Source organism: Rhodococcus sp. FG69 (genome assembly GCF_057808915.1).
Map to the genome: position 1 here is coordinate 17135 of NZ_JBMDIX010000008.1, position 19606 is coordinate 36740.

Annotated in this window: 18 protein-coding genes; 5 read left to right on the top strand and 13 right to left on the bottom strand. The window is 63.2% G+C overall.

The window, feature by feature from the left end; translation table 11 throughout:
- The first annotated feature begins 11 nt into the window (after positions 1–11).
- Entirely contained in the window at positions 12–983 is a 972-nt protein-coding gene (locus tag ACODSO_RS08325) for a 5'-3' exonuclease (protein ID WP_489036386.1), read from the top strand.
- A gap of 14 nt (positions 984–997) precedes the next feature.
- Here ACODSO_RS08325 and ACODSO_RS08330 read toward each other — a convergent pair whose 3' ends face one another.
- The 7 genes from ACODSO_RS08330 to pafA form a co-directional block, all read right to left on the bottom strand.
- Entirely contained in the window at positions 998–1840 is an 843-nt protein-coding gene (locus tag ACODSO_RS08330) for a DUF4333 domain-containing protein (protein ID WP_489036388.1), read from the bottom strand.
- A complete protein-coding gene (locus ACODSO_RS08335; protein ID WP_489036390.1) occupies positions 1837–4560 on the bottom strand; it encodes a DEAD/DEAH box helicase in 2724 nt (907 codons plus the stop codon). Before ACODSO_RS08335 ends, ACODSO_RS08330 begins: the two co-directional genes overlap by 4 nt.
- A 9-nt stretch (positions 4561–4569) precedes the next feature.
- Positions 4570–5514: a twin-arginine translocase subunit TatC gene (gene tatC / locus ACODSO_RS08340; RefSeq protein ID WP_489036391.1), complete on the bottom strand. Its 945-nt coding sequence runs from the start codon at positions 5512–5514 to the stop codon at positions 4570–4572.
- 66 nt (positions 5515–5580) lie between these two features.
- Positions 5581–5856 carry a Sec-independent protein translocase subunit TatA gene (tatA, locus tag ACODSO_RS08345; protein ID WP_489036392.1) on the bottom strand — a complete coding sequence of 92 codons (276 nt, stop codon included), beginning with the start codon at positions 5854–5856 and terminating at the stop codon, positions 5581–5583.
- A 122-nt stretch (positions 5857–5978) separates the two neighbouring features.
- Positions 5979–6947: a helix-turn-helix transcriptional regulator gene (locus ACODSO_RS08350; RefSeq protein WP_489036393.1), complete on the bottom strand. Its 969-nt coding sequence runs from the start codon at positions 6945–6947 to the stop codon at positions 5979–5981.
- Positions 6944–7933, bottom strand: a complete 990-nt coding sequence (locus ACODSO_RS08355; protein ID WP_489036394.1) for a helix-turn-helix transcriptional regulator — start codon at positions 7931–7933, stop codon at positions 6944–6946. Before ACODSO_RS08355 ends, ACODSO_RS08350 begins: the two co-directional genes overlap by 4 nt.
- A gap of 32 nt (positions 7934–7965) precedes the next feature.
- Positions 7966–9324: a Pup--protein ligase gene (gene pafA / locus ACODSO_RS08360; RefSeq protein WP_489036395.1), complete on the bottom strand. Its 1359-nt coding sequence runs from the start codon at positions 9322–9324 to the stop codon at positions 7966–7968.
- A gap of 89 nt (positions 9325–9413) precedes the next feature.
- Between pafA and ACODSO_RS08365 the strand changes: the two genes are divergently transcribed.
- Positions 9414–10883, top strand: coding sequence for a bifunctional phosphatase PAP2/diacylglycerol kinase family protein (locus tag ACODSO_RS08365; RefSeq protein WP_489036396.1), 1470 nt, complete (start codon positions 9414–9416; stop codon positions 10881–10883).
- Between the two features lie 28 nt (positions 10884–10911).
- Here the strand turns inward: ACODSO_RS08365 and prcA are convergent, their stop codons facing one another.
- The 5 genes from prcA to arc all read right to left on the bottom strand — a co-directional run bounded on the left by prcA (position 10912) and on the right by arc (position 16250).
- A complete protein-coding gene (gene prcA, locus ACODSO_RS08370; RefSeq protein ID WP_489036397.1) occupies positions 10912–11667 on the bottom strand; it encodes a proteasome subunit alpha in 756 nt (251 codons plus the stop codon).
- Complete coding sequence (prcB, locus tag ACODSO_RS08375) at positions 11664–12551, bottom strand: proteasome subunit beta (RefSeq protein WP_489036399.1); 888 nt, start codon at positions 12549–12551, stop codon at positions 11664–11666. Before prcB ends, prcA begins: the two co-directional genes overlap by 4 nt.
- Positions 12548–12742 (bottom strand): ubiquitin-like protein Pup, encoded by a 195-nt coding sequence (locus ACODSO_RS08380; RefSeq protein WP_019666269.1) that lies wholly within the window; start codon positions 12740–12742, stop codon positions 12548–12550. The genes prcB and ACODSO_RS08380 overlap by 4 nt, the downstream gene beginning before the upstream one ends.
- A 95-nt stretch (positions 12743–12837) precedes the next feature.
- Positions 12838–14337, bottom strand: a complete 1500-nt coding sequence (dop, locus tag ACODSO_RS08385; protein WP_489036402.1) for a depupylase/deamidase Dop — start codon at positions 14335–14337, stop codon at positions 12838–12840.
- 140 nt (positions 14338–14477) lie between these two features.
- Complete coding sequence (arc, locus tag ACODSO_RS08390) at positions 14478–16250, bottom strand: proteasome ATPase (protein WP_489036404.1); 1773 nt, start codon at positions 16248–16250, stop codon at positions 14478–14480.
- Positions 16251–16435: 185 nt separating this feature from the next.
- Between arc and ACODSO_RS08395 the strand changes: the two genes are divergently transcribed.
- Positions 16436–16921, top strand: a complete 486-nt coding sequence (locus ACODSO_RS08395; RefSeq protein ID WP_489036405.1) for a WKL family lipoprotein — start codon at positions 16436–16438, stop codon at positions 16919–16921.
- A 1-nt stretch (position 16922) separates the two neighbouring features.
- On the opposite strand, the gene ACODSO_RS08400 is transcribed toward ACODSO_RS08395, so the two are convergent.
- On the bottom strand, positions 16923–17801 hold the full coding sequence (locus ACODSO_RS08400; protein WP_489036407.1) for a tRNA (adenine-N1)-methyltransferase: 879 nt from the start codon (positions 17799–17801) through the stop codon (positions 16923–16925).
- A 121-nt stretch (positions 17802–17922) separates the two neighbouring features.
- Here ACODSO_RS08400 and ACODSO_RS08405 point away from each other — a divergent pair, with 121 nt between their 5' ends.
- Both ACODSO_RS08405 and ACODSO_RS08410 read left to right on the top strand, forming a co-directional pair.
- Positions 17923–18792 carry a RecB family exonuclease gene (locus ACODSO_RS08405; RefSeq protein ID WP_489036408.1) on the top strand — a complete coding sequence of 290 codons (870 nt, stop codon included), beginning with the start codon at positions 17923–17925 and terminating at the stop codon, positions 18790–18792.
- On the top strand, positions 18789–19604 hold the full coding sequence (locus tag ACODSO_RS08410) for a thioesterase family protein (RefSeq protein WP_489036409.1): 816 nt from the start codon (positions 18789–18791) through the stop codon (positions 19602–19604). The genes ACODSO_RS08405 and ACODSO_RS08410 overlap by 4 nt, the downstream gene beginning before the upstream one ends.
- Positions 19605–19606 lie beyond the last annotated feature (2 nt).

Genomic DNA, 19606 nt, shown 5'->3' on the forward strand with positions numbered 1-19606 from the left:
CGTTTGGCAAGATGATGGCCATGACTGCCCCAGGAAACTCGCCTCTGCTCCTGCTCGACGGAGCGAGCCTATGGTTCCGCGCCTACTACGCACTGCCGGAATCGATTACGGCACCGGATGGGAGGCCGGTGAACGCGGTGCGTGGATTCGTTGACATGGTGTCCGCATTGATGGCCAGAACCGAGCCGAGTCGCCTGGCGGTGTGCCTTGACCTGAACTGGCGGCCGCAGTTCCGCGTCGATGCAGTTCCGTCGTACAAGGCACACCGAGTCGCCGAAGCTGCGTCGGGCACGCCCGAAAGCGAAGAAGTCCCGGACAATCTCACGCCGCAGGTCGACATGATCGTGGCAGTGTTGGCTGCCGCAGGCATCGCTACTGCGGGGGCCGAAGGCCTGGAGGCCGACGATGTTCTCGGCACCTTGGCATTTCGTGAACGCCAGGACCCTGTCGTCGTGGTCAGTGGTGATCGAGATTTGCTTCAGGTCGCGGCCGACGAACCCAATCAGGTCAAGGTTCTCTACGTGGGTCGCGGTCTCGCCAAGGCCGAATTGTTCGGCCCCGCCGAGGTAGCCGAGAAATACGGAGTTCCACTCGACCGCGCGGGACAGGCGTACGCAGAGCTCGCGCTCCTTCGTGGCGACGCGTCCGACGGTCTACCCGGAGTCAAGGGGGTCGGCGAGAAAACGGCGTCGACGCTGATGCTTCGGTACGGGTCGGTCGCCGCACTCAGGGCGGCGGCGCTGGATCCCACTTCGGATATGGCGCAGGGGGTTCGAGCGAAGCTTGCAGCCGCTGCCGACTACCTCGACGCGGCGCTTCCAGTGGTCAGAGTTGTGACGGACGCCGAGGTTCATATGTCGCGATCGGACGTGATTCCGGCGGTGCCCGCTGACGCCGAACGCCTCGGCGAACTCGCCGAGGAACTGGGAATCAAGGGCGCCGTGGACCGACTGGTAGCTGCGCTGGCGGCCCACGGCGCTTGACTGCACGCGTTGGTTCAGCGTGGACGCGAGACCTCGTATGTGCCGTTGTCGTCGGTGAAGGTCAACGTGACGGTCCTGTCGAAGCCGTCGACCTGCAGCGTGCACTCGAAGGACGCGCCCTCTTCGATCTTTTCGCCGTCGGGGCACGAGACGTCGGACACCGACGACGCGCCGTAGGTTCCAGTGACGATCTCTTCGACGCCTGATTCGGCTGCCGCTCGATCCAGATTCTTGGATCCGCCGAATGTGAGGACGAGACCCACGATCACGACGATTGCGAGAATCAGTCCGCCGATGACGAAGAGCGGAGTCTTGGATTTGCCGCTGGCCGGTGGCTGCTGACCTGGGTTCCACTGGTCCTGCGGTCCAGGTGTCTGCTGCGGGTACTGGCCCTGGTTCCACGGAGGCTGCTGAGTCTGTCCCGGGTACTGACCCTGGCCGTACTGCTGCGGAGGATATTGCCCTTGCTGGGGATACTGCCCCGGCTGGGGGTACTGGCCCGGCTGTGGAGGCTGGCCCGGCTGCGGGTATCCGCCCTGCGGGTACTGGCCCTGAGCTCCCGGGTATCCACCCTGCGGGTACTGGCCCTGCGGGTATCCAGGCTGCCCGTACTGAGGCTGCGGATACTGGCCCTGTGGATTCGGGGCCTGTGGATTCGGGGCCTGCCCCCACCCTTGTTCCGGACCGGTGGGGCCGGGCTGGGGCTGGCTCCACTTCTCCGTCTCCGGTGATCCACTTTCCGGCTTGCCCTGATCGCGAGACCATTGATCGTCAGGGTTGTTCGGACCGTACGGGCCGCTCATCTCGCCTCCACTGGTATTCGATTGATCGGCCGCAACCATATCGGACACGGTCATGCAGCGTCGACTGCAACAACTCCTCGGCGTAGCGCCGAGACAGCACGCGAGGCAGTCTTGGAAAGCTCCGGATCCGGCGTCGCGAGCCGCACCTGGTCGAGCAGATCGATCACCTGTCGGCACCAGCGAACGAAGTCGCCTCCCGACAAGGCCTTGCCGTGGTCTCCCGCAGCGAGCAGTGCGTCCGCGAGAGTGTTGTTGCTCGCCCAGCGGTAGACGGCCTTGACGAAACCCATCTCGGGCTCCCGCGTAGGCGGCAGCTTGTGGCGAACTTCATCGGCCCGCAACTCACCCCACACCCGGACCGTCTCGGCCAGTGCGTGACGGATCGGTCCCGTCGGGCCCTGCGGCGCCGTGTCACCTTCCTGCCGAGATTCGAACACCACTGCGGACACCACCGCCGCGAGCTCTGCGGGCGCAAGACCTCGCCACAGTCCCTGGCGTAGACACTCAGCGACCAACAGGTCGGACTCGGAGTAGATCCTGGACAGCCTGGAGCCGTGCTCGGTCACCGACGGAGTGTGCCCAGCGGTGATGTAGTCGCGTTCGTTCAGCAACGACAGGATGCGGTCGAACGTGCGCGCCAACGAATTCGTCGTGGCGGAGACCTTCTGCCTCATGGACTCGGTGTCCCGGGCCAGCTTGTTGTACCGCTCCCCGATGCGCCCCAGTTCGTCCCGATCGGGCCGCGAGTGCACTGCGTGCGATCTGATGCTGCGCCGCAACGTAGCCAGCTCTCGGTCATCGGCTGCCGTCGACTTGCGCCGTTTCCGATCCGACGATGCGGAGATGCCGGTCGACCTCAACGCAGCCGATAGGTCACGGCGGGTTCTCGCAGTTCGATGATCGACGAACCTGGGCAACCGCATGCGTCCCAGAGACTCTGCGGGCGATGGAAAGTCTGCGGCCGACAGGTGTCCCGCCCACGCGTCCTCGGTCAGTACGAGAGGCCGTGGATCGGCTCGATCGTCGTCGGGCTCGAGGACGACCGCCAGTCCGCTGCGCTTGCCACTCGGTATCGACACGACATCGCCGCGCGAGAGGCCGCGCAGCGAATCGACGGCGCGATCTCGACGATCCTGCCTGCCCTGCTTCTCGAGTGTCTTCTCTCGATCCTTGAGTCGTTCGCGGAGTGCCGCGTATTCGAAGTACTCCCCATCGGCCCCTCCCAGACGGGCGAGCAGCTGTTCGAGGGTTTTGGTGTTGCGGTCGATCCCGCGAACCAATCCGACCACCGAACGGTCGGCCTGGAACTGTGCGAAGGATCGCTCGAGCAGTTCGCGTGACTCGGCCGCGCCGAACTGTTCGACGAGGTTGATGGACATGTTGTAGCCCGGGCGGAACGAACTGCGCAGCGGGAACGTTCGTGTCGATGCAAGCCCGGCAACTTCCGTCGGCTCGGTGCCCGGTTGCCACAGGACGACCGCGTGTCCTTCGATGTCGATTCCGCGCCTGCCGGCTCGGCCGGTCAGCTGGGTATACTCCCCCGGCGTCAGTTCCGCGTGAGTCTCACCGTTGTACTTGACCAACTTCTCGAGAACGACCGTGCGTGCAGGCATGTTGATACCGAGCGCGAGAGTTTCCGTCGCGAAGACCGCTCGCACCAGACCCTTGACGAACAGCTCCTCGACGGTGTGCCGAAATACGGGCAGCATCCCCGCGTGGTGGGCGGCAAGCCCGCGCTCGAGCGCTTCGCGCCATTCCCAGTAGCCCAGCACTTCGAGGTCTTCACGCGGCAATTCGGAGGTGTGCTTGTCGATGATGTAGCGGATTTCCTCTGCTTGCTCGGGCGTCGTCAGTACCAAACGGGATCTCAGGCACTGCGTGAGCGCACCGTCACATCCTGCACGGCTGAAGATGAACGTGATCGCCGGGAGAAGTCCTTCTTGGTCGAGCTTGGCGATGACCTCCGGTCTGGGCAGAGGTCGATTGGCTGCGCTCGTGTTGTGGCCACCCCGTCCCCTGCTGCGACCGTGTGGCGCCTGCCATCGGTCGGCGTGGTCCAACGATTGCCGCTGTTTGACGTGCCGAAGCAGTTCGCGGTCGACGACGAGTTTTGCGGCGCCGTCACCAGATTGCGACCGGCTGTCGAAGAGGTCGAACAGCCGTCGGCCGACCATGATGTGCTGCGACAGTGGTACCGGGCGGTTCTCGTCCACGACCACCGTGGTGTCTCCGCGCACGGTTTCCATCCATGCACCGAACTCCTCGGCGTTGCTGACCGTTGCGGACAAGCTCACCAGACGCACGTCCTGCGACAGGTGCAGAATGACCTCTTCCCACACCGCGCCGCGGAAGCGGTCCGCGAGGTAGTGCACCTCATCCATGACCACATGGGACAGGCCACGGAGAGCATCGGACGAGGCATAGAGCATGTTGCGGAGAACCTCGGTCGTCATGATGACGATCGGGGCGTCTGGATTGATACTCGAGTCGCCCGTCAGTAGGCCGACCGTGTCCCGGCCGTAGCGAGCGGTGAGCTCGGCGAACTTCTGATTGCTGAGAGCCTTGATCGGGGTCGTGTAGAAGCACTTTCGGCCCGCAGCCAGGGCCAGATGCACTGCGAACTCACCGATGATCGTCTTACCCGCGCCAGTCGGCGCGCAGACCAACACGCCGTGGCCGGCCTCCAACGCCGTACATGCGTCGATCTGGAACCGGTCGAGGGGAAAACTCAGATCTCCGGCGAACCGTTGAAGCTGCGACGTCGACACCGTCACATGATCACATCAGATGGTGTCGGTGTAGTCCCGATTCGGTCGTGCTGCAGGTGAGACGGGGTTCGGGGATGCAAGTGGACTCGCGGAATCGATGGACGTTGCTTCGTCATCGGATACTTCACCCCATTCGTCGGTTCTCTTGCGCAATTTACGCCTGTCGTGGATCCGGGCGATCTGCACTGCGATCTCGAAGAGCAGTGTCAGTGCGAGCGCGAGCGCGAGCATGGAGAACGGGTCCTGACCAGGGGTGGCGATCGCCGCGAATACGAACAACCCCATGATGAGACCGCGTCGCCACGCCTTCAGCCGCTCGTAGGTCAACACACCGACGAAGTTCAGCGCCACGACCAGCAACGGAATCTCGAAACTCACTCCGAAGATGATCAACAGATTGATCACGAAGCCGAAATATTGCTCGCCGCTCAGCGCAGTGATCTGCACATTGTCGCCGATCGACAGCAAGAAGTGCAGGCCCTTGGCGACGATGTAATACGCCAGCACCGCACCGCCGACGAACAGCACCGCAGCCGACGTCACGAACGAGATCGCGTATCGACGTTCCTGCTTGTACAGACCCGGGGTGACGAACGCCCAGATCTGGTACAGCCAAATCGGGCAGGCAATGACGACACCGGCAGTGAAGGCAACCTTGAACCGAAGAAGGAACTGGTCGAACGGGCCGGTGGCCAGCAGGCGACACTCGTCGTCGTTGCTGAGATTGGCCCGCAGGCTCGGGTCCAGGGAGCAGTAGGGCCCCCGGAGCAGATCGCCCAGGCTTTCGATGCCGAGGATCGTGTGCGAGTACCAGAAGAAGCCGAAGGCCGTCGTGAACGCCATGGCCACGATCGCCCACATGAGCCGGGTACGCAGTTCGTACAGGTGATCGACCAACGACATTGTGCCGTCGGGATTCAAGCGGCGCTTGCTGCGCCGTGGATCGAACGGGATTCGCATTCTCTGTCTTCGCTCAGCAGTGAACCGGGGTGCTGGTCAGCACCCCGGTTTGCCACAGTTCAGCCGTCAGGCGGACTTGGTGTCCGGCTGAGCGTTCACACCGTTGGTGGCATGAATGTTGCTCGCCTGCACGTTGGCCTGCGGATCGAGCTGAGCAGGTGCGGAAGGCTGAGTCGGCACGGCGTCCGTCTTGCCGTCGTTCTGCATCTCCTTGACTTCGCTCTTGAAAATGCGAAGCGACCGGCCGAGCCCGCGAGCTGCATCGGGCAGCTTCTTCGAGCCGAACAGAATGACGACGACCAAAGCGACGATGGCCCAATGCCACGGGCTCATGGCTCCCATGTGTACCTCCCAAGATCAGATGATTCGAGCCTACCCGACGTCTCGGCACGGAGCGTCCCCCGTCACCGGACGTTTCCCGCACGTTCACAGTGCACTTCACGCTTACACGATGCACTTCGTGGTCACTGGAGCAGGGAATACGCGGTCAACGCGCTTCGGGCACGATCGGCGACACTTCTGCGCAACTCCGGGGGGCTCAGCACTTCGATGCTCTCGCCGAAACCCAATGTCAGGCGTGTCATCCAGGCCTGAGTAGCGAAGCGCATCGTCACCACGATCGAGCCGTCGTCGTCTGCACCGACCTGAGTCATCGGGTAGTAGTCCATGACCCACGCATAGCCCGGGGCGATGCGAAGCCGGGCCTGCGGCAGCGTCGGATCGTCGTTGAAGATCTCGAAACTGTCGTCCTGTGGAACGTCCTGAGGTGGTCGCGACGGCTCGGCCAACTCCACGGCACGGTCGATCCGATCGAATCGGAACAAGCGAACACCCTCGGCTCGTCGACACCAGGCCTGGAGGTAGGTGTGATCGTCGATCAGCACGGTACGGATGGGATCGACGATGCGCTCCGAGACTGCATCGCGTGAAGCCGAGTAGTAGGTCAAGTCGAGCGCATGCTGATTGCGCAGCGCAGCCCGCACTGCTGCGGCCACTGGGCCCATCACCGTGTTCGCGTCCGAATCGCTGGTCGACGAGCGGGGTACGTTCGCCGCCGCTGACCCGGCCGCGTCCTCGATCTTGGCAATCGCACTCTGCGCGGCACTCGGATCGACCATTCCTGCCATCGACGTCAACGACCTCAGCGCAACCAGAAGTGCAGTGGCCTCCGTCGATGTCAGCCTCAACGGTCGATCGATACCGGCCGAGAACGTGACCTCGATGCTCTCCTCCGAGAACGACAGGTCGATGAGGTCGCCGGGCCCGTATCCGGGAAGGCCACACATCCACAGCTGGTTCAGATCGGTCATCAGGGTCGTGGTGGACACCCCGAGCTCCTGAGCTGCCTCGGCCGCACTCAAACCGGGGTTGGCGAGAAAGAACGGCACCATGTTGAGTAATCGGGCGAGCCGGACCGACAACCGCGCGCTCATCGAACACCCTCCGACACTGCCGAACGCAACGCGGCGATGACGTCGGAGCGCAACTCGGGCGGATCGAGAACGAGCGCATCGGGCCCGTGACCTGCAATCATTCTCGTCACCCATTCCCAGGATCGAACCGGCATCCGGACAACCGACCCGTGACGGTTGCCCACGGTTCGGTCCTCCACGATCGTTCCCATTCTTCTGATTTCCACGGCACCGTCGTGTGCGACCCACACCGTCGCCGTACCGCTCACCTCGGCTGTGCCCGCAACTCGCTCGACGATCGATTGCAGATCGACGTCGTCGGGCTTGTGCACGCTTCCCGCACGACCGAACGCTTCGACGTCGTCGCCGATTCGGGAAAGCCGGAAGGTTCTGATGTCGTCACGGTCGACATCGTGTCCGACGAGGTACCACCTACCGCGGAAGGTGACCACTCCCCACGGCTCCACCGTCCGCACCGTGAACGGATCCGTTGCCGAACTTCGGTGCTGAAAGCGAACCGACCTTCCGGCGTCGACAGCGGCAAGGAGGGCTCCGAGCGCCGGCTCCGATCCCCTGGTCCGGGCGGGAACCGCGGTGACCGATGCTGCGGACTCGTCTTGATCCACCTGGATACCTGCTGCTCGAAGTTTCACCAGCGCGCTCTGCGCTGCCGATGTCAGCTCGGGAGACTCCCACAGCTGGACAGCGACAGCGACCGCAGCGGACTCCTCGCGTGTCAGGTCGATCTCGGGCAGCTCGTAGGCGTCCCTGTTGATTCGATACCCTTCGACACCGCCGTTTCCCACCGAGATGCCAGTCTCGAGCGGGACACCCAGATCACGCAGCTCGTTCTTGTCGCGCTCGAACATCCGGCTGAAGGCTTCGTCGGACCCCGAATCGCCGTATCCGGCCACACTGTCCTTGATGCGCTCCGCCGTAACGAACTGACGCGTCGACAACAGACAGATGACCAGGTTCATCAACCGCTCGACTTTGGTGATCGCCACCTGACGAACCCTATCGGTCCGCGCCGAGTCGGCTACATCGACGCAATCAAGCGCTCCACCCGTTCGTCCACGGACCGGAAAGGGTCCTTGCACAGAACGGTACGTTGGGCCTGGTCGTTGAGCTTCAAGTGGACCCAGTCGACGGTGAAGTCACGGCCCGCCTCCTGCGCGGCGGTGATGAATTCGCCACGCAGTTTGGCGCGTGTCGTCTGCGGCGGCAGATCGACAGCCTCGTCGATCTGCTCGTCCTCGGTGATGCGCTTGGCCAGTCCCTTGCGCTGCAGCAGGTCGAACACGCCACGTCCGCGTTTGATGTCGTGATAGGCGAGGTCCAACTGCGCAATCTTGGGATCGGACAGCTCCATCGAGTACCGGTCCTGATATCGCTGGAACAATTTGCGCTTGATGACCCAATCGATCTCGGTGTCCACCTTCGCGAAATCTTGAGCCTCGACGGCGTCCAGCGTCCTGCCCCACAGGTCGACTACCTGCTCGATCTGTGTGTCGGGTTCACGCGTCTTCAAGTGCTCGACTGCACGGGAGTAGTACTCCCGTTGAATCTCGAGTGCGCTCGCCTGACGTCCGCCCGCAAGCCGCACCGGTCGACGACCCGTCAAATCATGGCTGACCTCACGAATTGCCCTGATCGGGTTGTCCAGAGCGAAATCTCGGAACGAGACACCGGCCTCGATCATCTCCAGCACCAGCGCCCCCGTGCCGACCTTCAACATCGTGGTCGTCTCGGCCATGTTGGAATCGCCGACGATGACGTGCAAACGACGGTATTTCTCGGCGTCGGCATGGGGCTCGTCGCGGGTGTTGATGATCGGCCGGGACCGAGTGGTCGCCGAGGAGACGCCCTCCCAGATGTGCTCCGCGCGTTGAGAAAGGCAAAACGTGGCCGCTTTGGGTGTCTGCAGGATCTTGCCGGCGCCACAGATCAACTGCCGCGTGACGAGGAACGGCAGCAGCACGTCGGAAATCCGCGAGAACTCACCGGCACGCTGAACGAGGTAATTCTCGTGGCATCCGTAAGAGTTTCCCGCCGAATCGGTGTTGTTCTTGAAGAGGTAGATGTCGCCGCCGATGCCCTCTTCGGCGAGGCGCTGCTCGGCGTCGATCAACAACTCCTCCAGCACCCGCTCCCCTGCCCGATCATGAGTGACCAGCTGCAGAAGCGAGTCGCACTCGGCAGTCGCGTACTCGGGGTGCGAACCGACGTCGAGGTACAACCGCGCACCGTTGCGAAGGAACACATTGGAGCTTCGTCCCCAGGACACGACTCTGCGGAACAGGTACCGAGCCACCTCGTCCGGACTCAGCCGCCTGTGCCCGTGAAAAGTACACGTGACACCGAACTCGGTCTCGATGCCCATAATTCGTCGCTGCACACTTCGACAGTACAACGCACACGCGCTGATGGAGCGTTCGAACGAGGCGAGAAACGCTGTGTCGACATGGGGGCGCCTAGGCTGGACCGGTGACCGAGACACCGAGAACGACGCCCGACCTGATCCATGCATGGGACGTTCGACTCTTCGATCGCACAGCGGCAAGTCGCGCATCCATCGCCGATCCGGCCCTGCGAAGCTTGAGCAAAGCAGCCGATCACAGCCTGCTCTGGGGTGCAACGGCCGGCCTGCTTGCGGCCCGTCCCGGACCGACCCGGCGAGGCGCGGTGCGCGGATTGCTGGGCGTGGCAGGCGCAAGTGTGCTCGCCAACGGAATTCTCAAGCCCATGTTTCCGCGGATACGTCCGGGATTCGAACGAACGCCGTTCGTGCGTAGGGTGCTATCGCCGCCGGTGTCGTCCTCGTTCCCGTCCGGGCACTCGGCGTCGGCCGCCGCGTTCGCAACCGGGGTAGCACTCGAATCACCGCTCGCCGGAGCAGCTTTGGCACCCCTCGCGGCGGCGGTCTGCTACTCGCGAGTGCATACGGGCGTCCACTGGCCCTCCGATGTTCTGGCCGGTGCTGCGCTGGGAGTCGGAATCGCTCTGTCCACTCGACGGTGGTGGGCGGTTCGCACCGAAGAGCCTGCCGTTCTGGGTAAGCGCGTGGATGTCCCTGCGCTTCCTGGTGGCCAAGGAATGTTGGTTCTCGTCAATCCCGGCTCCGGTTCCGACGACGGAATCGCGAAGTCGATCCGTGACCGTCTCCCGAACGCCGAGATATTCGAACCGGAACCCGGACACGATTTCAACGAACAACTCGAAGATCTCATCGACCGGTCTGCGCCCAAGGCGTTGGGGGTCTGCGGCGGCGACGGGACGATCGTCAGTGTGGCCGAATCCGCCGTTCGGCACGAATTACCGCTGGCGGTGTTTCCCGGCGGGACACTCAATCACTTTGCGCGGGATGCAGGCGTCGCGGACATCGAATCGACTGCCTCCGCCGTTGAGAGTGGCGTCGCGGCTCATGTCGATCTCGCACGGGTTCTCGTGGACGGCAACGAGAGGGTGCCCTTCGTCAATACCGCGACCTTCGGCGGATATCCCGACTCGGTTCGACTTCGTGAGAAGTTGGAGGGTCGAATCGGAAAGTGGCCGGCTGCTGCTGTCGCCATGATTCGAGTGCTTGCAAGCGCCCGCCCGCTCGAGATCGAGCTGGACGGGCGTCCACAGGCAGTGTGGATGCTCTTCGTCGGCAACGGCCAGTACGCTCCAGCCGACCAAGTTCCCATGTCGCGGCCGTCCATCGGATCCGGGACCCTCGACGTGCGATACCTGCCGTCGACCCCGTTCCTGTCCCGCACGCGGCTTGTCCTGGCCGCGTTGACCGGCACGCTGGGGGCGTCGTCGACGTACGTACATTCCTCGGTCCGCACGTTGGCGGTGGACGTCGTCGGACCATCGGTCGCCCTCGCGACCGATGGTGAAGTGACGGCGGACGGCCGCAGCTTCGAGTTCGGTGTCGACGACAACGGCCTCGTCCTCTACCGAGAGCAGTAGAAGCCGAGGCCGTGTCGGGGTGTTCTGACTAGTCGGTCGGCGGTGCAGGATCCTGCTCAGTGTCAGCAGGGAGCATGTCCTGCAAGGCCGCGCCGGCGATACGTCGGAAAGCCCTACGCGGACGGGCCTGATCCAAGACTGCGACCTCGAGCGAACTCACCTCGAGAGTCTTCTTGTCGGATTCGGCCGCGCCGTTCGGAGGCGGGGCCGCGCCCGCACCCAGCGCGGCTACCGAAATTTGTACCGCCGTTGCGAGATCCAACCCGGATCGGTACGACGCCCTCAGTGCAGTGACGATCGGCTCGGTGGTACCACCCATGACGACGAAATCCTGCTCGTCGACGATCGATCCGTCGTACGTGATCCGGTACAACTGACTCGACACCGGCTCGTCCGAATGCGAAACCTCGGCGACACAGATCTCGACCTCGTACGGCTTGAGTTGCTCGGTGAAGATCGTACCCAGCGCCTGTGCATACGTTTTGGCAAGAGAGCGACCGGTGACGTCGCGCCGGTCGTAGGTGTACCCCTTGGTATCCGCGTGCAGGATTCCAGCCTTGCGCAGATTCTCGAACTCGTTGTACTTACCTACCGCTGCAAAACCGAGACGGTCGTACAGTTCGCTGACCTTGTGCAGGGCGGACGAGCGGTTTTCGGCAACGAAGAGGACGCCGTCTGCATACGACAGAACGATGACACTTCGACCGCGAGCAATACCCTTGCGCGCCAGTTCCGAGCGATCGCGCATGATCTGCTCGGCTGATGCGTAATACGGCATGGTCATGACGCCGTCCCCCCTTGCACTGCACGCTCAGCGATCACCGCGTGTGCGGCATCGGCAATCCGTGACTGCGCGACTTCGTTCGCACCCACGCTGGTGATGGTCACTGCGGTCGGGTAGATCCCGCGAGTGACGTCGGGACCACCCGTCGCCGAGTCGTCGTCGGCGGCGTCGAACAGCGACTCCACCACGGCCCTGAGTGCGTCGTCCTCACCGAGACCTGGGGTGTACAACTTCTTCATCGCCGACTTCGCGAACAACGAACCTGATCCGACTGCGTGGTAGCCGGACTGTTCCTCGTAGCGGCCACCGACGACGTCGTACGAGACGATTCTGCCCGCACGTTCGGGGTCGGTGATGTCGACGTCGAAGCCCACGAGAAGAGGGACCGCCGCCAGGCCCTGCATCGCTGCGCCCAGGTTGCTGCGCACCATCGAGGACAGCTTGTTGGCTTTGCCGTTGAACGTCAGCGGCACGCCTTCGATCTTCTCGTAGTGTTCGAGTTCGACGGCGAACAGCCTGACGAGTTCGATCGCTATTCCGGCGGTACCTGCAATTCCAGCCGCCGAGAAGTCGTCGGTCACGAACACTTTCTGCATGTCGCGATTCGCGATCAGGTTTCCCTGCGTCGCGCGCCGATCGCCGGCGATCAACACGCCACCCGCATACGCCACGGCAACGATGGTCGTGCCATGCGGCGCAATGTCCGACAGCGATCCACCGGACAGCGATCCACCGGACAGCGGACCGTCGGACGGAGTCACACGGTTCTCCGGAAGAAGGTGCGGTGCGTGATCACGTAGATGATCGGTGAACGAAGAATGATGCGAGCCGAATTGCGGGAACAGATCGCCCGCAGCCGGGTTCGCTGAGCGATCCACCGTCACTGGCCGCCCTTCTGAACGTAGGCACGGACGAAGTCTTCAGCGTTTTCCTCGAGCACGTCGTCGATCTCGTCGAGGAGGTCATCGGTCTCTTCCGCCAGCTTCTCGCGTCGTTCCTGACCACCACCGGCCTCACCGGGGACCTCGTCGTCGCCGTCGCCACCGCCAGAGCGCCGTGTCTGCTCTTGAGCCATAGTCGCCGACCTCCTTACGTATTCGCAGTACCTGCTCGGACCTTCACCCTACCGATTGGGTCCCCTCTTGGGGTGGCAAGACACTGCGGAATCGGTCAGGTCGTCAGTTGTTCGACCAGTTCCGCTGCAGTTTCGGCAGACTCGAGGAGTGCGCCCACGTGTGCTTTGCTGCCTCGGAGCGGCTCGAGAGTCGGAATGCGAACCAGCGAATCGCCGCCCAGATCGAAGATGACCGAATCCCAACTCGCAGCCGCGATGTCGGCGCCGAACTTGCGCAACACCTCGCCACGGAAGTAAGCGCGCGTGTCCGACGGTGGGTTGGAGATAGCGTCGAGGACTTGCTGCTCGGTGACCAGGCGTTCCATCGAGCCGCGCGCAACGAGCCTGTTGTACAAACCTTTGTCGAGGCGAACGTCCGAGTACTGCAAGTCGACAAGGTGTAACCGCGGCGCCGACCATCCGAGCCCCTCACGCTGGCGGAAGCCTTCGAGAAGGCGCAGCTTGGCGGGCCAGTCGAGCAGGTTCGCGCACTCCATCGGATCTCGCTCCAATAGATCCAGCACCATCGCCCATTTGTCCAGGATGTCGGCTACGCGGGGGTCGTTCCTGCCCTCACTCGCGACGAACTTGGCCACTCGCTGGTGATAGATCCGCTGCAACGCAAGGGCGGTCAGTTCGCGACCGTCGGCAAGTGCGACCGCCTGACGGAGTGTCGGGTCGTGGCTGATCTGATGCACTGCCGTCACAGGTCGGGCCAACTGGAGATCGGACAGATCGACACCCGCCTCGATGATGTCGAGAACCAGAGCCGTCGTGCCGACCTTGAGGTAGGTGGCCATCTCGGCGAGGTTCGCGTCGCCGATGATGCAGTGCAACCGGCGGTACTTGTCGGCATCTGCATGAGGTTCGTCGCGAGTGTTGATGATGCCGCGCTTGAGCGTCGTTTCGAGCCCGACCTCGACTTCGATGTAGTCGGCTCGCTGGGACAGCTGGAACCCGGCCTCGTCGCCGGACTGCCCGATCCCGACGCGCCCTGAACCGGTGATCACCTGGCGCGAGGCGAAGAACGGCGACAGTCCTGCGATAACAGCCGAGAACGGCGTCGCCCGTGACATCAGGTAGTTCTCGTGGGTGCCGTAGGAGGCACCCTTGCCGTCGACATTGTTCTTGTACAGCTGCAGTCTCGGTGCGCCGGGAACGCTGGAGGCGTGGCGGGCAGCGGCTTCCATGACTCGCTCACCGGCTTTGTCCCAGATGACGGCATCGAGCGGGTCGCGAACCTCGGGGGCAGAGTACTCGGGGTGCGCGTGGTCGACGTAGAGGCGAGCGCCGTTGGTGAGGATCATGTTCGCCGCACCGACCTCGTCGGCATCGATCACCGGCGCCGGACCGCTGAATCGACCCAAGTCGAAACCACGGGCATCTCGCAATGGCGATTCGACCTCGTAGTCCCACCGGGTTCGCTTCGCGCGCGGGACGCCGGCCGCCGCCGCGTAGGCGAGCACAGCCTGTGTCGATGTGAGGATCGGATTGGCCGTCGGTTCCGTCGGGGAGGAAATTCCGTACTCGACCTCGATGCCGATGATGCGCTCCATAGGGCCGAGCCTAGGTGATCGGCGGCGTCTGACTCGAACGAGCGTCGGCGTCCGTGCGGCAGGCATCCCGATCCGAGCACGAGAAAACGCTGCCCGCGACCATCGTGACGGCCGCGGGCAGCGTTTTCGGTTTGTGTAACTTACAAATACTGACCGGTGTTGGATTCTGTGTCGATCGCGCGTGAGGCGCTCGCGTTCTTCCCAGTGACCAACGTTCGGATGTACACGATTCGCTCACCCTTCTTGCCCGAGATTCGCGCCCAGTCGTCCGGGTTGGTCGTGTTGGGCAGGTCCTCGTTCTCGGCGAATTCGTCCACGATCGAATCGAACAGGTGCTGAACACGAAGGCCTGGAGTTCCCGACTCGAGGACCGACTTGATCGCGTACTTCTTCGACCTGTCGACGATGTTCTGAATCATCGCTCCCGAGTTGAAGTCCTTGAAGTACAGAACCTCCTTGTCACCGTTGGCGTAGGTGACCTCGAGGAAACGATTGTCTTCGCTTTCGGCGTACATGCGATCGACGACGCGCTCGATCATCGCGCGAATGCATGCGACACGATCGCCTCCGAATTCGGCGAGATCGTCGGCGTTGACCGGCAACGAGTCGGTGAGGTACTTCGAGAAGATGTCCTGAGCGGATTCCGCATCCGGTCGTTCGATCTTGATCTTCACGTCGAGCCTGCCGGGGCGCAGGATTGCCGGGTCGATCATGTCCTCGCGGTTGGACGCGCCGATCACGATGACGTTCTCCAACCCCTCGACACCGTCGATCTCGGCCAGGAGCTGCGGAACGACCGTGGTTTCGACGTCCGAGGACACTCCGGAACCACGGGTGCGGAAGATCGAGTCCATCTCGTCGAAGAAGACGATGACCGGTGTACCTTCCGATGCCTTCTCTCGCGCGCGCTGGAAGATCATTCGAATGTGACGTTCGGTCTCGCCGACGAACTTGTTGAGCAACTCCGGGCCTTTGATGTTGAGGAAGAACGACTTGGCTTCCTTCGCATCCTGGCCACGTGCTTCGGCGATCTTCTTCGCGAGTGAATTCGCGACGGCCTTGGCGATGAGCGTCTTGCCGCATCCTGGAGGCCCGTAGAGCAGAACACCTTTCGGTGGCCGCAGTGAGTACTCGCGGAACAGGTCCTTGTGCAGGAAGGGCAACTCGACCGCGTCTCGAATCTGTTCGATCTGACGCCCGAGACCACCGATATCCTCGTAGCCGACATCGGGCACTTCCTCGAGCACAAGGTCCTCGACTTCGGCCTTCGGAACACGCTCGAAGGCGTACCCAGCTTTGGTGTCGACGAGGAGCGAGTCGCCCGGACGCAGCCTGCGCGACGGCTCGTCGGGATCTTCCGGAGTGTCGTCGTTGGCCATCTCGTAGAGCGGCTTGGCCAACCACACCACACGTTCTTCGTCGGCGTGGCCAACCACGAGAGCGCGTGTTCCGTCACCGAGAAGTTCGCGCAGAGTGCTGATCTCACCGATCTGCTCGAACGACCCGGCCTCGACGATGGTGAGTGCCTCGTTGAGCCGAACTGTCTGGCCCGGCGCGAGGACATCGGCTTCGATGTTGGGCGAGCATGCCAACCGCATCTTGCGCCCGGAGGTGAAGACGTCGACGGTGTCGTCGTCGTGGACCGCCATCAGAATGCCGTAGCCACTCGGCGGTTGGCCGAGCCGGTCCACTTCCTCCCGCAACGCGATCAGCTGTTGGCGGGCTTCCTTGAGCGTGTCCATCAGCTTGGAATTGCGCAACGACAACGAGTCGATGCGGGCCTCCAGCTCGCGCACATGCTCGGGCGGTTCACCGAGTTGACCGAGCTGACGCCGTAGGGACGCTGCCTCGGAGCGTAGATCCTCGAGTTCTGCCCTGGCCGCAGCCGAATCCGGATTGTCTGTTGAGCTCATGAGCGACTCCTCCCAGTCCCGATCTACCAACGCTACCGGCACATACGCAAAAGCGCGTGGGGACACGTTCTCGCAGTGGTCCTCGATCGCACGAGGAAGCCTCGGGACCGGCGACTTTTGCCATGTTAGCCTCACCTGAAATGCACGCGAACATGCTGCACAGAAGAGGGGCTTCACCAGTGAAAATGCGCACATCTTCCGCTTTCGTCGCGCTCGCGGCCGCTACGCTCGTCGCTGCCGGTTGCAGCTCGGGAGAAGATTCCGATCACAGTTCGGAACCTTCGTCGTCGGCGACTTCCGACACGCCCCCGACCACAGCGGTGGCCGCCGTGACTGCTCCGACCGTCAAGGAGCTCACCGACTCTTTGGCCCTTGTCGTCGCCCCGGACGTCGACGCCGCAACGAAAGCGGCCGACATCGAGAACGGGCAAGCGCGCCTGGCGAATCTGGAGCAAATGACGGCCGCCCTCGCCAACTACGGCGAGATCACTTTCGAAGTCCAAGAGCCTACGGTCGAAGGCGAGACCGCGACTGCGCTCGTCGCAATTGCGACGCCGCGCGGGACGGCAGCCCCGACCCCCAACACCTGGGTCCTGATCGACGGCCACTGGAAGGTGTCCGAAACCAGTGCCTGCCAACTGCTGGCGATGGGCCAGGCTCCCTGCGTCTAGCTCAGCCCTTGCCGGACCTTCGCTGTGGCTTCGGGGTGACGGTCCCGGCCGCCAATTTTCGAGCGCTGACGAGGAAGGCGGTGTGTCCCTGCATCCGATGCTCGGGACGCACCGCCAAACCGACGACATGCCACCCTCGAACGATGGATTCCCACGACCGTGGCTCGGTCCAGCATTCCTGCGCGCGGAGCGCCTCGACGACACGCGACAGCTGCGTGACGGTGGCGACATAGACGATCAACACTCCGCCCGGTACGAGAGCATCCGACACCGCGGGTAGCGCGTCCCACGGCGAGAGCATGTCCAAGATCACGCGATCGACGGTCTCCCCCGGATGGTCGACACCGAATTGATCGATGTCGGCGACGGTGAGGTCCCAGTTGGGCGGGCGCTCCCCGAAGAACGTCTCGACGTTCTTCACCGCGTAGTCGGCGTGATCCTGGCGGATCTCGTACGAGATGACGGTCCCTGTCGTTCCCACGGCTCGGAGCAAGGAACACGTGAGCGCGCCCGAACCCGCACCGGCCTCGAGTACCCGTGCACCGGGAAAGACGTCACCTTCGTGCACTATCTGCGCGGCATCCTTCGGGTAGATGACCTGCGCGCCGCGCGGCATCGACAACACATAGTCGGTGAGCAGGGGCCGAAGAGCGAGGTACGGAGTTCCGTTCACCGAGGTGACGACGCTGCCCTCGTCCGCGCCGATCAACGCGTCGTGCGTGATGCCACCGCGGTGCGTGTGGAATTCCTTGCCTGCGTCGAGAACGACCGTGTAGTGCCGGCCTTTGCCGTCCGTCAGCTGGACGCGATCTCCGACTCGGAACGGGCCGCTTCGTGCGGGGCCGGCGGGGCCGGCTTCCGTGATCTCGTCCGAAGACACAGCCGACTACCTCTTTCGATGAACTGATGTGGTGCAGTCGGTCCGGGTTGGACTGGCGACTCGGCTGCCCAGACTACGGCCTTGCGCAGTTCTGTCGGTCCACGGGCTTAGTGTGCAGGGCGTGAGTATTACCGATACGCCCGCGCCGCTTGCCCCGATGAGCCCCACCAGGCGTAGCAAGCCGGCACTCTCACCGTCACGCGCCGGCGACTTCAAACAGTGTCCGCTGCTCTACCGGTTTCGGGCCATCGACCGGATCCCCGAGAAGTCGACCACGGCACAGGTCAAAGGCACCGTGGTTCACGCAGCACTCGAAGCGTTGTACGGGATGCCCACCGCGGCACGCCATTCGGACACCGCAGTCGGTCTCGTCGAGCCCGCGTGGGATCGTGTCCGCACCGAGTCTCCGGGCGTCGCCGACTTCATTGCCGACAACGACCTCGCCACACTGCTCGAGCAGGCGCGTGACCTCGTCGCGGGGTACTACGAGATGGAAGACCCGACTCGATTCGATCCGGAATCGTGCGAGCAGCGCGTCGAGATCGATCTGGACGACGGGACGCCGCTGCGCGGTTTCATAGACCGCATCGACGTGGCGCCCAACGGAATGGTGCGCGTGGTGGACTACAAGACGGGCAAAGCTCCTCGGGAATTCACCGAGGCAAAAGCGCTCTTCCAGATGAAGTTCTACGCCTTGATCGTCATGCGCATGCGTGGCATTGTCCCGGCTCAGCTCAAGTTGATGTACCTCGCGGACAAACAGTCCCTGACTTACACCCCGGACGAGGGGGAACTGCTCCGGTTCGAACGGATGTTGTCGGCGATCTGGAAAGCCATTCTCGTAGCAGGGAAAACGGGAGACTTTCAGCCCAAGCGAGGCAAGTTGTGCACATGGTGCGATCACCAAGCTCTGTGCCCCGAGTTCGGTGGAACTCCCCCGACCTACCCCGGTTGGCCCGAGGTCGCAGAAGCAGCGAGCACACAGGCATGAACGAGAACGCATTTTTCGTACCTCTCGGTGTGAATGCGGCGGGCAACGAGGTGTTCGGTGCCACAGAGCGATCCATCGGCACCTGGGCCTCTACCATGCAGCACGGGGCACCACCGTCTGCGCTGCTGGTACGCGCTCTGGAGCGGATCGGCGCACGCGAGGATGTACGCGTCACCCGAGTCGTGATAGAGCTTCTCGGGCCGGTGCCTATCGCGGACATCGAAGTCAGATCATGGGTCGAACGGCCAGGCAAGAATATCGAACTGGTAGTTGCCGAGCTGTGGGCACGCACCGAGGGCGGTACAGAACGTGCAGTCGCGCGAGGAACCGCGTGGAGATTGGCCACCGTGGACACCTCGCACGTCGTGCATGCGGCGGACGTCCCGCTGAAGCCGCTCTCGGAAACCACACCCCATGTGTGGGGCAAGTCGTGGAACAGCGGATACATCGACAACGTGGACATTCGCGCGATCACCGAGATCGGCGGAGCAGGACCAGGTCAGGTATGGGCCACTCCGACAACGAGTCTGGTGTTGGGCGAGACCATGACACCACTCGAGCGCCTGTTCTCCGTGGCAGACATCGCCAACGGCATCGGCGCCAAACTCGACATCGACCGATGGACATTCCTCAACACCGACCTCACCGTTCACCTGTTCCGTATCCCGGACGGCGAATGGATCGGCCTCTCAGCCGAAACATCCACCGGTCCAGATGGTTTCGCGATGTCGGCTGGAGTTCTACACGACCACCTCGGACCTGTGGGGCGTATTACACAGACCGTGTTGGTACGTCCGCGAAATCGAACCTGAGG

What these genes read in the sequence shown, in the direction of transcription:
- ACODSO_RS08380 (WP_019666269.1), bottom strand. Translation starts at nt 12,742, where the DNA reads ATGGCTCAAGAGCAGACACGGCGCTCTGGCGGTGGCGACGGCGACGAC.
- ACODSO_RS08395 (WP_489036405.1), top strand. Translation starts at nt 16,436, where the DNA reads ATGCGCACATCTTCCGCTTTCGTCGCGCTCGCGGCCGCTACGCTCGTC.
- tatC (WP_489036391.1), bottom strand. Translation starts at nt 5,514, where the DNA reads ATGCGAATCCCGTTCGATCCACGGCGCAGCAAGCGCCGCTTGAATCCC.
- ACODSO_RS08350 (WP_489036393.1), bottom strand. Translation starts at nt 6,947, where the DNA reads ATGAGCGCGCGGTTGTCGGTCCGGCTCGCCCGATTACTCAACATGGTG.
- arc (WP_489036404.1), bottom strand. Translation starts at nt 16,250, where the DNA reads ATGAGCTCAACAGACAATCCGGATTCGGCTGCGGCCAGGGCAGAACTC.
- ACODSO_RS08330 (WP_489036388.1), bottom strand. Translation starts at nt 1,840, where the DNA reads ATGACCGTGTCCGATATGGTTGCGGCCGATCAATCGAATACCAGTGGA.
- ACODSO_RS08410 (WP_489036409.1), top strand. Translation starts at nt 18,789, where the DNA reads ATGAACGAGAACGCATTTTTCGTACCTCTCGGTGTGAATGCGGCGGGC.
- prcA (WP_489036397.1), bottom strand. Translation starts at nt 11,667, where the DNA reads ATGACCATGCCGTATTACGCATCAGCCGAGCAGATCATGCGCGATCGC.
- dop (WP_489036402.1), bottom strand. Translation starts at nt 14,337, where the DNA reads ATGGAGCGCATCATCGGCATCGAGGTCGAGTACGGAATTTCCTCCCCG.
- tatA (WP_489036392.1), bottom strand. Translation starts at nt 5,856, where the DNA reads ATGGGAGCCATGAGCCCGTGGCATTGGGCCATCGTCGCTTTGGTCGTC.
- ACODSO_RS08325 (WP_489036386.1), top strand. Translation starts at nt 12, where the DNA reads ATGATGGCCATGACTGCCCCAGGAAACTCGCCTCTGCTCCTGCTCGAC.